At 68.0% G+C, this 13,114-nt stretch carries 11 protein-coding genes; 7 read left to right on the top strand and 4 right to left on the bottom strand.

Annotated elements, in window-relative coordinates; translation table 11 throughout:
* Window positions 1-89: 89 nt before the first annotated feature.
* Complete coding sequence (locus BTO20_RS40545; RefSeq protein ID WP_232491158.1) at window positions 90-473, top strand: hypothetical protein; 384 nt, start codon at window positions 90-92, stop codon at window positions 471-473.
* 15 nt (window positions 474-488) lie between these two features.
* Here the strand turns inward: BTO20_RS40545 and BTO20_RS16290 are convergent, their stop codons facing one another.
* The 3 genes from BTO20_RS16290 to BTO20_RS16300 form a co-directional block, all read right to left on the bottom strand.
* Window positions 489-2,741, bottom strand: a complete 2,253-nt coding sequence (locus tag BTO20_RS16290; protein WP_087077409.1) for a molybdopterin oxidoreductase family protein — start codon at window positions 2,739-2,741, stop codon at window positions 489-491.
* Window positions 2,742-2,766: 25 nt separating this feature from the next.
* Window positions 2,767-3,333 (bottom strand): TetR/AcrR family transcriptional regulator, encoded by a 567-nt coding sequence (locus tag BTO20_RS16295; protein ID WP_087077410.1) that lies wholly within the window; start codon window positions 3,331-3,333, stop codon window positions 2,767-2,769.
* 154 nt (window positions 3,334-3,487) lie between these two features.
* On the bottom strand, window positions 3,488-4,618 hold the full coding sequence (locus tag BTO20_RS16300) for a nitronate monooxygenase (protein ID WP_087077411.1): 1,131 nt from the start codon (window positions 4,616-4,618) through the stop codon (window positions 3,488-3,490).
* A 203-nt stretch (window positions 4,619-4,821) separates the two neighbouring features.
* Between BTO20_RS16300 and BTO20_RS16305 the strand changes: the two genes are divergently transcribed.
* Window positions 4,822-5,547 carry an HAD family hydrolase gene (locus BTO20_RS16305; protein ID WP_198344410.1) on the top strand — a complete coding sequence of 242 codons (726 nt, stop codon included), beginning with the start codon at window positions 4,822-4,824 and terminating at the stop codon, window positions 5,545-5,547.
* Here the strand turns inward: BTO20_RS16305 and BTO20_RS16310 are convergent.
* Window positions 5,544-6,617: an NAD(P)H-dependent amine dehydrogenase family protein gene (locus BTO20_RS16310; RefSeq protein ID WP_087077412.1), complete on the bottom strand. Its 1,074-nt coding sequence runs from the start codon at window positions 6,615-6,617 to the stop codon at window positions 5,544-5,546. The two genes, BTO20_RS16305 and BTO20_RS16310, sit on opposite strands and share 4 nt — an antisense overlap.
* A gap of 78 nt (window positions 6,618-6,695) precedes the next feature.
* On the opposite strand from BTO20_RS16310, the gene BTO20_RS16315 reads away from it, so the two are divergent.
* The 5 genes from BTO20_RS16315 to BTO20_RS16335 all read left to right on the top strand — a co-directional run bounded on the left by BTO20_RS16315 (window position 6,696) and on the right by BTO20_RS16335 (window position 13,104).
* Window positions 6,696-7,433 (top strand): glucose 1-dehydrogenase, encoded by a 738-nt coding sequence (locus BTO20_RS16315; protein WP_087077413.1) that lies wholly within the window; start codon window positions 6,696-6,698, stop codon window positions 7,431-7,433.
* Between the two features lie 153 nt (window positions 7,434-7,586).
* Window positions 7,587-10,310, top strand: coding sequence for a glycoside hydrolase family 2 protein (locus BTO20_RS16320; protein ID WP_087082177.1), 2,724 nt, complete (start codon window positions 7,587-7,589; stop codon window positions 10,308-10,310).
* A 9-nt stretch (window positions 10,311-10,319) separates the two neighbouring features.
* On the top strand, window positions 10,320-10,544 hold the full coding sequence (locus tag BTO20_RS16325; protein ID WP_087077414.1) for a hypothetical protein: 225 nt from the start codon (window positions 10,320-10,322) through the stop codon (window positions 10,542-10,544).
* 58 nt (window positions 10,545-10,602) lie between these two features.
* Window positions 10,603-11,793: an enhanced intracellular survival protein Eis gene (locus BTO20_RS16330; protein ID WP_269770358.1), complete on the top strand. Its 1,191-nt coding sequence runs from the start codon at window positions 10,603-10,605 to the stop codon at window positions 11,791-11,793.
* 30 nt (window positions 11,794-11,823) lie between these two features.
* Window positions 11,824-13,104, top strand: coding sequence for a competence/damage-inducible protein A (locus BTO20_RS16335; RefSeq protein ID WP_198344411.1), 1,281 nt, complete (start codon window positions 11,824-11,826; stop codon window positions 13,102-13,104).
* Window positions 13,105-13,114 lie beyond the last annotated feature (10 nt).

Consider the following 13,114-nt stretch of genomic DNA (forward strand, 5'->3'; position numbering starts at 1 on the left):
CCGATCCGGCCGCCCCTGGAGCCCTTCCGGCACCGGCTTCGGGCACCCCGCATCTGGCCAGTCCGGACTCGCTGCCGCCGGGATCGACCATGGATCCCAGCGCGCAGGACCCCGACAGCCCCAACGTGAGCTATCTCAAGGATCTGTGGCACGCGGTCCAGAACAACGAGATCAGCGGCAAGCAGGCGTTGCTGCTGGGGCTCGCGCAGCGCAACATGAGCACCCCGATCCCGAATCAGGCGCCCGGCCCGAACGTGCCGCTCTCACCGGGCGACCCGGCGCCGCAGGGCGCACCCGGCCCGAACACCGTGGCCCCGGCAGGCCCCGTCCTGCCCGGCGCGCCTGCTCCCGCAGCCGGCCCGGCACCTGCGGCCGCACCGGCTCCGGCAAACGTCCCGGCACCACCACCGCCTGCGCCGTGGAATCCGTTCGCGCCGCCGCCGCCCGCCGATCCGGCTCCGCCGCTGCCCTGATCGCGGCTCCCGGGCTCAGATCGCGGGCGCGCTGACGACTGGGACCCGTTCCAGCCGGGCGGGTACGTGCTTGTGCCACGGCGTGCCTGCGTATTCGTCGCGCCACCGCGTGGCGGTGAGTTCGTTGGGAGCGACTCCCGGTGTCACCGCGCGGCCTTCGGCGTCGGTGTAATCCAGACCGAATCCGTTGGGTAGTGAGATGTGCCCGGGCAGCATCGCGTCGCTGATCTCCACGGTCGCCTCCGCGCTACCCGTCGCCGTGGTGATCCGGGCCCGGTCACCGTCGCTCAGGCCGATGGCGTGGGCATCCTCGACACTGATCCGTAATGCGCCCTGGGTGTCCCGCTTGCGCCAGCCGGGGTCGCGGAAGATGTCGTTGGCGGTGTAGGCCCGCCGCTCCCCGGCGGAGAGCACCATCGGGAACTCCGCGGTGGTCAGCGCCGCCTGCATGGTCGGCAAAGCCCTTATGGCATCGAGCATCTCGGGCATGTCCAGCGCGATCTTGTGATCTGCGTGGCTGATCAAGGCGAAGTCATCCCGATACTCGTGCACGGTGAAGGTCAGCCCGGACCGCCCGGCGAGGATCGCCTCGAACAGCGCGTTGCCGTCGGTGTGCCCGGCCCGGCGCACGGCGTCCGGGTACGACATGGCGGTCTTCTGGGCCAGGCCCCACAGCGCCGCGGCACCGGCCAGACCGTCCGGCAGCGTCGGCCCCAGTGTCTCGTAGAGCACGTACGGCAGCACCCGGCCCAGCGCTGGATTGGCTCCCACCGCACCGAGAAACGCTGCGGCGTAAGCATCCAACCCCTCGCGCGCGGCACGACGAAGCGGCTGCAGCTCGGCATCGTCGATCACGCCGACAGCCCGCACCAGCCGGGCCCAGATCTCGGGCTCGGGCAGCGTGCCCGGCAGCGGCTCGAACAACCGGTGGCGCAGGTGAAACGTGTTGTGCGGGAACTCGAGATTGAAGAACGTCGCTTCGGCCTTCTCGAACTGGTTCGCCGCGGGCAGCACGTAGTGGGCCAGGCGCGCGGTCTCCGTCATGGCGACGTCGATCACCACCAGCAGTTCCAGTGACTGCAACGCCGCCCGCACCGCCGTCGAGTCGGCGACCGAGTGCGCCGGATTGCTGCTCTCCACGATCATCGCGCGGAACCGGTCGGGATGGTCGGTGAGGATCTCCTGCGGCACCACGTTCGACGGCACCAGGCCGGCGATCACCGGGGCGCCGGTGACCGGGCTACGGCCGACCCCGCCCGAGCCGAACAACGGTGCGAAGGACGAATGCAGGTGCTGCCCACCGCGTTTGGCGAAATTGCCGGTCAGGATCCAGAGCATCTTGTTGAGGTATGAGCACAGTGTGCTGTTGGGAGCCTGCTGAATGCCGAGATCTTCGAAGACCGCGACGCTGTCGGCCGCGGCGATCCGGCGCACCGCCCGGCGCAGCAGGGGCTCGTCGACGCCGCAGCGGGCCGCGTACTCGCGCACCGGCACCTGCCGCAGCACGTCGCGGACCGCATCGGCACCGTTGACGTGTGCGGCCAAAAAGGTTTCGTCGCACAGGTTCTCCTGAACCAGCACGGCGGCCATCGCGGCCAGGCACCACGCGTCGGTGCCCGGCCGGACCCGCAGGTGGAAGTCGGCCATCCGCGCGGTGTCGGTGATGACCGGGTCGATGACGATCATCGCGCGGCCGGGATCCTTGGCGATCTCGTTGAGCACCACCCGAGCCCGCGGGAAACTCTGTGACATCCACGGGTTCTTGCCGACGAACACCGCTACCTCGCAGTGTTCGAACTCGCCTCGGGTGTGCCCGCCGTAGAGGTACGCATCGACCCAGGCCTCGCCGGTCTTCTCCTGCGCCAAGGCGTTCGACCGGTACCGCGACCCGATGGCTTTCAGGAACGCCCCGCTGTACGCGCCACCGAGGTGATTGCCTTGACCGCCGCCGCCGTAGTAGAAGATCTTGTCGCCGCCGTGGCTGTCGCGAATCTCAAGGAATCTGCCGGCGATCTCGGAAATGGCTGTGTCCCAGTCGATCTCTTCATACGATCCATCCGGCCGGCGCCGCAGCGGCGAGGTCAGCCGATTGGTGCTGCTCTGGTAGTGGTCGAGCCGCAGCGCCTTGTTGCAGGTGTAACCCTGTGACGCCGGGTGATCCTTGTCGCCGCGGATCTTGGTGATGGCCCTCCCGTCGGTCTGTACCACGATGCCGCAGTTGCATTCGCACAAGATGCATGCGGTGGGCTGCCATTGGTCAACCGTCATGGCGGTGTCCTTCGGGTGGTAGGGCTCAGTGGGTTGCTGCCGCCAGCTGCTCGCGCAATTGACGGTGGATCAGGTCCAGCGGCTTGACGTCGCGGGTCGCGCGGGCGATAACGACCGCGCCTTCGATCGAGCTGATGATCAGCATGGCGAGTTCCTCGGCGCGGTCGGCCGCCACACCGTCGTCGTGCAGGCGCGCGACGATCTGGGCGGTCCACCGGTGAAATGCCGCGGCTGCGCGCGCCTGAACCGGCGAGTCGCTGTCGTCCGGATCACCTGCCTCCACGGCGACGGCGACAACGGGACATCCGGCGCGGAAGTCGCTGTTGAGCAGCTGCTTACGGAACCCGGCGATCATGCCGTCGAGCAGGGCCGCGGCACTGTCTGCCCGAGCCAACCGCGCGGCGATCTGATCGCCTGCGTAATCGATCGCCTCGCACAGCAATTGGGTGCGACCGCCGGGGAAGTAGTGGTATGCCGAGCCGCGGGGCGCACCGCTGTGCTGCAGCACGTCGGCGATCGCCGTCGGATGTGCGCCGCGCTCGCGAATCAGCAGCGCGGCCGAGGCCACCATGCGTTCGCGGGGTGTGGTCACGTCGCCACCCTTCCTGGACTATGTATGCAACCATACATAGTCGGGTGGGCGTAGACCAGGGGACTCCAGGCTCACGCCGAGGATTGCAGCCACATAGTGGCTGTTATCCTCGGCACAAAGCGGTCATCCGGCCTGTCCGAGCCCGGGCCGTCCATCACACGCCGGCAGCCTCGTTGAGTTCGTTGAGCCGGCCGGTGGCCTCCAGGTATTCCTGCACCCAGCGTTCGATGACCGCAGAGGTCTTCTCGACCTTGGTGAACTGCCCGACGACCTGGCCCACCGGGTTGAACGCGACGTCGACACTCTCGTTCGGGTATTTGTGCGTTGCGGCAACCGCCATGCCGGACACCATGTACTGCAACGGCATACCGAGCGGCTTCGGATTTTCCGGGTTCTCCCAGGCCTCGGTCCAGTCGTTGCGCAGCATGCGGGCCGGCTTGCCGGTGAAGGACCGGCTGCGGACGGTGTCGCGGCTGGTGGCCTTGGCGTAGGCGGCGTGCTGCACGTCGGTGTGTTCGGATTCCTCGACCATGACCCACTGCGATCCGGTCCACGCACCCTGCGCGCCGAGCGCCAACGCGGCGGCGATCTGCTGGCCGCTGCCGATCCCGCCCGCGGCGAGCACCGGGACCGGGGCCACTTCCTTGACCACCTGTGGCCACAGCACGATCGAGCCGACCTCACCGCTGTGCCCGCCGGCCTCGCCGCCCTGGGCGATGATGATGTCGACGCCGGCGTCGGCGTGTTTGCGCGCCTGCGAGGGCGAGCCGCACAGCGCCGCGACCTTGCGGCCCTCGTCGTGGATGTGCTTGATCATGTCGGCCGGCGGCGTGCCGAGCGCGTTGGCGATCAGCGTCATCTTCGGGTGCCGCAGCGCCACCTCCACCTGCGGTGTCGCGGTGGCCTCGGTCCAGCCGAGCAGTTGCAGGGCGTCGTCGTCGCTGTGTTCGACCGGCACGCCGTGGTCGGCGAGGATCTTGCGGGCGAAGTCGAGGTGCTCCTGCGGAACCAGGGACTGCAGCATGGTTTTCAGCTCGTCGGCGGACATGTTGGTGTCCATGCCCTCGTACTTGTTCGGGATCACGATGTCGACGCCGTACGGATGGTCGCCGATGTGCTCGTCGATCCAGTTGAGCTCGATCTCGAGTTGATCGGGGGTGAAGCCGACCGCGCCGAGGACGCCGAACCCACCGGCCTTGGACACGGCCACCACGACATCGCGGCAGTGGGTGAAGGCGAAGATCGGAAATTCGATACCGAGTTCGTCGCAGAGTGCGGTGTGCATGCGGGCTCCTCCAAATGGGGGCGTGTGCGAAATCATGATCGAGATCGACTGGAACGTGTTCTAGTTTAGTACTCCGGCGCGCCGCTGCGAGGCAGGACCCGGGGAAAACGCGCCGGCATAACCACCGACGAGGTGTCGTCGGGGAACGTCAGTGCTCCATTAAGGATTAGCGGTGTGCGGCCCGGCTTGGTCTACTTGCTGGCATGGGCCGCACATTGTCGCCACCCGAATCCCTGGCCGAAATCGGCGACGGGCCAGGCGGCGCCCGGGTGGGGGCGTTCTTCGATCTGGATGGGACGCTCGTCGACGGGTTCACCGCCACGGCCCACGCGGGGCACCGGATCCGCAATCGGCAGGCCGCCGTCGGGGAGATCCTGGGCATCATCGAAGCCTCGGTGCGCTACCGGCTGGGGCGCATGCCGTTCGAGCGGTTGATCGTGCGGGCCGCGGGCTATCTGCGGGGCGAGTCGCTGCAGGAACTCGACGCGTTGGGGGAGCAGCTGTTCACCCGGCACATCCTCGACCGTGTCTACCCGCACATGCGTGAGGTGGTCCGGCGCCACCAGGAGCGCGGCCATACCGTGGTGATGAGCTCGTCGGCGCTGACCATCCACGCCGAACCGGTCGCGCGTCACCTCGGCATCGATCACGTGCTGTGCAATCACTTCGAGACCGACGGCCAGGGCCTGCTGACCGGAAACGTGATCCGGCCCATCGTCTGGGGTGCTCGCAAAGCCGATGCGGTGCAACGGTTTTGCAAGGACAAGGATGTCGAGTTGGATCGCAGTTACTTCTATGCCGACGGCGGCGAGGACGGCGCGCTGATGCGGCTGGTGGGCCATCCCCGGCCGGTGAATCCCCGGCCAGGCCTGGCCGCGGTTGCCGTCGAGCGCGATTGGCCGGTGCTGACGGTTCAGCGGGCGCGCTAGAGCCCGAAGCGCCCCTTGCCGGTCACCAGCGGCATGTCCAGGGTCGTCCGGATGCCGGGAGGCGCTGCCACCACGTCGGGTATCGCGTTGACGATGCGGCCGGCCGCCGCGACGATCGCGGCGTGGTTGTGGTCGCCCTTGCGGCTGCTGGGGCAGATGTCGACGGCGTAGGACGGTTCCCCGACGATCTCGACGCGATACGACCCGCCCGGCTGGGCGGGCTGCGCCCAATCCGGTCGCAGATCCTCACGTAGCCGGGTTACGTGCTCGATCACGATCACCGGCGCACCGTTGACCATGCCCCGGATCTCGAATCGCATGGCCGCCACCGTGCCTGCACCGATGTGACCCGCGGCGACGTCGAAAGACTCTGGTGCGGGCTCCCTTTCGCACACCTCGGTGATGTCGTCGATCTCGATGTCCAACCCGGCCGCCAGCTGCCGGATGGCGGTACCCCACGCGATGCTGAGCACGCCGGGCTGGAACAGCAACGGCGTTTCGTCGAGCGGCTTGCCGAAGCCCATCACGTCGACCATCACCGTGACGCCGTCGTAGGTCGCGTAGTCGGCGATCTCCATGCAGCGCACCTGCTGGATGCTCTGGCACGTGCCGGCCAGCGCGAACGGGATCAGGTCGTTGGCGAAGCCGGGATCGACGCCGGTGATGAACAGGCTCGCCCCGCCGGCTTCGGCGGCCTCCTCGATGCCCGCGATGTACTTGCGCGGCATGAGATGCCACGGGTACTGCAGCACGACGGGCGCCGAGCCGACGACGTTGATGCCTGCCGCCAGGAGTCGCACCACGTCGGTGATCGCGTCCGGCCCGCGGGTGTCGCCCATCGCGCAGTACACGGCACAGTCCGGTTTGGCGGCGATCACCGCGTCGAGATCGTCGACCGCGGCGACGCCCGTCGAAATGTCCAGCCCGGCAAGCTCACCCGCGTCCTTGCCGACTTTTGCCTCGGTCGATACGCACAGCGTGGTGAGCTCGTAGCGGGGATTGGTCAGCAGCCCGGCCAGCGCCAGCCTGCCGACGTTGCCGGTACCGATGTGCGCGACGCGGATGGCCATGGGATCGAAGTATGCCGACTCGGCGCAGGAATTGGAACAGGTTCTAATTTGGTCTCTCAGGCGGTAGCCTCAGCCGTCATGGGACGGGTTGACGGAAAAGTTGCACTGATCAGTGGCGGCGCTCGCGGCATGGGCGCCGAGCATGCCCGCGCGCTGGTGGCCGAAGGTGCCAAGGTCGTGATCGGGGACATCCTCGACGACGAAGGCAAGGCCCTGGCCGCCCAACTCGGCGACGCTGTGCGCTACGTCCACCTCGACGTCACCGACGCCGAGCAGTGGGCGGCGGCCGTCGCGACCGCGACCGACGAGTTCGGCTTGCTCAACGTGCTGGTGAACAACGCGGGCATCGTCGCGCTCGGCCAGATCGGCAAGTTCGACATGGCCCAGTGGCAGAAGGTCATCGACGTCAACCTGACCGGGACGTTCCTGGGCATGCAGGCCTGCGTCAAGGCGATGAAGGCCGCAGGAGGCGGGTCGATCATCAACGTGTCGTCGATCGAGGGACTGCGCGGCGCCGCCATGGTGCACCCGTACGTCGCATCCAAATGGGCCGTGCGTGGCCTGACCAAATCGGCCGCGCTGGAACTGGGCGCCAAGCAGATCCGGGTGAACTCGATCCACCCCGGCTTCATCCGGACCCCGATGACCGAACACTTCCCCGAGGACATGCTCACGATCCCGCTGGGCCGGCCCGGGCAACCCGAAGAGGTCTCCAGCTTCGTGGTGTTCCTCGCCAGCGACGAATCCCGGTACGCCACAGGCGCCGAGTTCGTCATGGACGGGGGCTTGGTCAACGACGTCCCGCACAAGCTCTGAGGGTGCACCGGCCGCGCGGCCGGGCGTGCGTCACGGCAGAATGACCGGGCGGCCGCCCGCCGCATCGGTCCCGAGGAGCCACCCATTTCCAGCCCGAAACGTCGCGTCGGCCCGCTCATCGCGGGTGTCGTCGTCACGCTGCTGTTGCTGTCGGTGTGTGTCACCGACCTGCCCGTGTTCGCTCGGCCGGAGCCGCCGTCGGGCCGCGTCGAGCTGTCGGCAGGATGGCAGCTGAGTTCTGCGCGCGACGTGAGGGCTGGGGGAGCCGAGATCTCCACGACGGGATTCCGCGGGGACCGCTGGCATGAGGTGGAGCACATGCCCGCCACGGTGCTGCAGGCGCTGGAAGACGACGGCACCTACCCCAACCTCTACTACGGCGAGAACCTGGCCAACGTTCCCGACGATCTGTACCGCCAGGACTGGTGGTACCGGACCACGTTCACCGCGCCGGCAGGCAGCTCGAACTACCGCATCGAGTTCCCCGGCATCAACTACCGCGCCGAAGTGTGGCTCAACGGCAGGCAGATCGCGGGCAGCTCCGAGGTGGTCGGCATGTACACCGCCCACGAGCTCGACGTGACGCCATGGCTCAACCAGGGCGGTCAGAACACCTTGGCCGTCAAGGTCACCCCCGAGCAGGCGCTGCAGGACATCAACGGCGTCGAGCTGGCCGACAGCTGGTGGGACTGGATCAACTGGAACCGGATCGGGTACCAGGGGCCGGGCAAGAACCCGCTGCGCGGCAATTCCTTTGTCGCCGACCGCAACGCGGGCATCTTCAAGCCGGTGTATCTGAGCTTCTCCGGTACGGGAGTGGTCAGCGATCCGATGGTGACCACCGAGCTGCCGCTGCCGTCGACCGACACAGCCCGGCTCACCGTGTACAGCGACGTCCGCAACACGTCCTCGACGACGCTGCGCGGCGTGGTGCGTGCGACGATCAGCCAGGCCGGCAAGCCGGACATCACCCTCGACCAACCGGTCACCCTCGGTGCGGGGGAGCGCCGTGAGGTGAAGTTCGATCCGGACTCCTACGCTGCGCTGACGGTGCAGCACCCTGACCTCTGGTGGCCGTACACCATGGGCGAACCCAACCTCTACAACCTGCACCTGGAGTTCCGGCAGTACGGCCGGGCCACCGACACCGACGACTCGCGGTTCGGTATCCGGACCATCACCCAACATCGCGACGACGACGAGCAGTACCCGGACCTGGGCCGTGGTGGCAGCTTCTATCTCACCGTCAACGGCAAAGACCTGCTGGTCCGCGGCGCCGCCTACACCCCGGATCTGCTGTTCCGCTACGACCCGCAACGTGAGGACGCCATCCTCGGCTACGTCCGCGACATGGGCCTGAACATGCTGCGGCTGGAGGGAAAGTTCCCCGGCGACAACATCATCGAACGGGCTGACGAGCTGGGCATCCCGCTGATGTACGGCTGGATGTGCTGCAACCAGTGGGAGAAATGGTCGCAGTGGGACGCCGAGGACCATCGCGTCGCCAATGAGAGCCTGCGCTCGCAGCTGCTGACGCTGCGTGGTCACCCGTCGGCGTTCATCTGGGCCAACGGCAGCGACGGCAAACCGCCGCAGTCGGTGCTCGACGCCTACCACGGCATCCTGACCGACCTGCACTGGCCGAACGCCGTCGTCGACACGGTGTCGTCACTGGCCCGCGACGATGACGGCCAGCCCGACTGGGACGGCATCCACATGGCGGGCCCGTATACCTGGCGCCCACCCAGCTACTGGTTCAGCGGCGGGTATCAGGCCACCCGAGGATCCAACGCCGAGCAGGGCGACAACGAGAACATCCCGCCGTTCGCGAGCCTGCGGAAGTTCCTGCCGCCGGACAAGCTGTGGCCGATCAACGACACCTGGTACTTCCACGCCGGGGCCAACCCCAGCAACAACTCGCTGGAGAGCATCCGCACGGCGGTGGTGCGACGGTACGGTTCGTCGCCCAACGCGGAGGAATTCGCCCGCAAGGCGCAGTTGGCCCACTACGAGTCCACCCGGGCCCAGTTCGAGGCGTTCGCGGCGATGGGCTGGGCGAACCACAAGATGACGATCTACTGGATGCTCAACAACCACTGGCCGTCGTTCTTCGGGCACCTCTTCGACTACTACCTGCGGCCCGGCGGCGCCTATTTCGGCGCCAAGAAGGGCCTGCGCCCCCTGTCGGTGGTGTTCGACTCCTTCGCCACCGGCGACCACAACACGGCGAACATCACAGTCGTCAACCAGACGCCGTCCGACCAGCACGGCCTGCACGTACGGGTGCGCACCTACGACCTGGCCGGGCGGGTGCGGGACGACCGGACCACGGACACCATCTCGGTGCCGTCCGGCGGGGCCGTGCGGGCACTTGCGCTGCCGCACGTGGTCCGCGACTCCCGGGTGTTCTTCGTGCGCGCCGAACTGCTGGACGCCTCGGGTGATGTGGTCACCGAGAACACCTACTGGCAGTCCCAGCAGCGCGACGACGTCGGCAACCCGATGAACGATCAGGCGTTCGACCTGGCCCAGACCAGTTGGGCCGACATGACGCCGCTCAACACGATGCCGCCGGCACCCCTGCAGGTCAGTGCCTCCCGTACGGCCGGACCCGATCGCACTGTGGTGGCGATCCGGTTGCACAACCCCACCCGGCAGATCGCGTTCTTCGATCGCGCAGAGGTCACCGACACCCACGACGGTGACGAGATCCTGCCCATCGAGTACTCCGACAACTACGTCACGGTCTACCCGGGCGAAACGGTGATCCTGACCGGCACGATCAGCGGGGGAGAACCCCAGGCCAACTGGGTTCGGGTGACCGGGTACAACTCCGCGCCGGTGACCGTGCCGATCGACGAGTCCACGCGCCGATAGGATCGCCTGATGACCACAACCGATGAGCGCCGCGATCTGTCCCAGGTAGCCGAGTCCAGCGGCTGGGCGCGCCGCGACCTCGAGCGGGTCGACGTGTACCAACGCGGCGCCGACCGGATCCGCGTGATCTGGCAGGGTTCGAACGCGATCAGCGGTGCCAGCCGATTCCAGGACGACATCATGGGCACCTACACGCGCGACGTCGCGACGGTGAGCAACTGGCTCAAGCGCTGACCGCGGAGCGTGAAAATCAGTCGCGACGGCCTTCGGCCATGTGGCACCGTCAAGATTTGTGAGTGCCCCGACCGCTGACCTGACTCTGGCTCCGAGCACCGATGCCGATTGGACGGCGATGGCGCTGCTCGGCGGCACCGCGTTCGGGGAGATCGGGCATCCCGATTCGCTGGCGGCCTGGCGCACCATGGTGCCCGACGGCGGCGCGCTGGTGGTGCGTGACGGCGACGACGTCGTCGGACAGTGCTTCTACCTGAACCTGTCGCTCACCGTGTCCGGTGGTGCCGTGCTGCCCACGGCAGGCATCAGTTTCGTCGCGGTGGCACCGACCCATCGCAGGCGCGGGATCCTGCGGATGATGTACACCGAGCTGCATCGGCGTATCGCCGATGCGGGTCTGCCGATCGCCGCGCTGACCGCGAGTGAAGGCGGCATCTACGGCCGGTTCGGGTACGGCCCGGCGACCGGCAAGCAGTTGATCACGGTCGATCGCCGCTTTGCGGAGTTCCACGCATCCGTCTCCGATCCCGGTGGCGTGCGATTGGTCAAACCGACCGAGCACCGCGACGTCTTCGCCGAGATCTACGACCGGTGGCGGCTGCAGACACCGGGTGGTTTGCAGCGCCCGAGCGCGCTGTGGGACGACCTGCTCGCCGACCGGGAGAACACCCGCGACGGGTGCTCGGAACTGTTCGCGTTCGTGCATCCGGACGGCTACGTGCTCTACCGCGTGCACGGCAACGATCCCATGACCATTCGCATCTGGGAGTTGGTCGCCGCCACCACCGACGCGCAGGTGGCGCTGTGGCGCGCCCTGCTCGGCATGGATCTCATGGAGAAGGTCAACATCTGGACCCATCCCGACGACGTGCTGCCGCAGCTGCTGACCAATCCGAGGTTGGTCCGGGTGACCAACAGCACCGACGATCTGTGGCTGCGCATCATGGACATCCCCGCGGCCCTCGAAGCACGCGGCTACCAGGAGGATCTGGACGTAGTGCTGCAGGTCGCCGACGGTGGACGATTCGCGCTGCAGATCCGCGACGGACGCGCTCGGTGTACGCCCACCGACGCACCGGCCGACGTCGCGCTCGACCTCGACGTGCTGGGCAGCCTGTACCTGGGTGGGTACCGTGCCGAAGGGTTCGCGACGGCAAACCGGTTGCGGAGTAACGACTCTGCACTGATCCGTCGGCTCGGCGGCGCATTCGCCGGCGAGGTGCCCGCTGTCCTGGGTTACGGCTTCTGAGGTGAGGGCGGCTGCGTAATGTGCAGCGGTGTGAGTGCACGCGCAGGCATCGTGGTGACCGGAACAGAAGTTCTCACCGGACGGGTTCAAGACCGTAACGGGCCGTGGATCGCCGACCGGTTGCTCGAGCTGGGTGTCGAGCTCGCCCACATCACCATCTGCGGTGACCGCCCCCGCGACATCGCCGCGCAACTGCGGTTCCTGGCCGCGGAAGGGGTGGACCTGATCGTCACCAGCGGCGGGCTCGGGCCCACAGCGGACGATCTGACCGTGGCCACCGTCGCCGAATTCTGCGGTCGCGAACTGGTTTTGGACACCGAGATGGAGGAGCGGATCGCGGGGATCCTGCGTCGGCTCATGGCCGGTCGCGGTGTCTTCTCGGAAGTCGACTTCGAGGCCGTGCGGGCGGCCAACCGCAAGCAGGCCCTGGTGCCCGTGGGCGCCGAGGTCCTCGACCCGGTCGGTACCGCCCCCGGCGTCGTGGTGCCCGGAACACCGACCGTGATCGTCCTGCCCGGCCCGCCGCGCGAACTGCAACCGATGTGGTCTGCGGCCATCGCGACGACGGCCGCCCAGGAGGCGATCGCGCAGCGCACCGTCTACCGCCAGGAGATGCTGCGCATGTTCGGGCTCGCCGAATCCGGCCTGGCCGAGACCCTGCGGGAAGCCGAGCACGCCATCGCCGGGTTCACAGACCTGGAGATCACCACGTGCCTGCGCCGCGGCGAGCTGGAAATCGTCACCCGCTACGAACCGGCGGCGGCGGACACGTACGCCGAACTGGTACGGCTGCTGCGCGACCGGCATGCGCACACCCTCTACTCGGAGGACGGTGCCACGGTCGACGAGCAGGTGGCCGCGCTGCTCGCCGGTCGCCGCGTGGCGACAGCGGAATCGTGCACCGCGGGCCTACTGGCAGCGCGGCTGACCGAGCGGGCGGGTTCGTCGGCCTATGTCGCAGGCGGGGTGGTCGCCTACGCCAACGAGGCCAAAACCGAACTGCTGCAGGTCGATGAAGCGCTGCTGGCCGAGCACGGAGCCGTCTCCGAGCCGGTGGCCGCCGCCATGGCCACCGGGGTGCTGGCAGGCTTCGAGGCCGACACCGCCGTGGCGGTCACCGGCGTCGCCGGACCGGGCGGCGGTAGCGCGGACAAGCCGGTCGGCACGGTGTGCTTCGCGGTGCAGCTCGCCGGTGGGGAGCCGGTGACCCGCACGGTCCGGCTGCCGGGCGACCGCACCGACATCCGGGAGCGCTCGACCACCGTGGCGATGCACATGTTGCGCCGGGCGTTACAGGGCGGCGCCGCATAGTAACCACGTC

This window comes from Mycobacterium dioxanotrophicus (assembly GCF_002157835.1).
Classification (GTDB): Bacteria; Actinomycetota; Actinomycetes; order Mycobacteriales; family Mycobacteriaceae; genus Mycobacterium; species Mycobacterium dioxanotrophicus.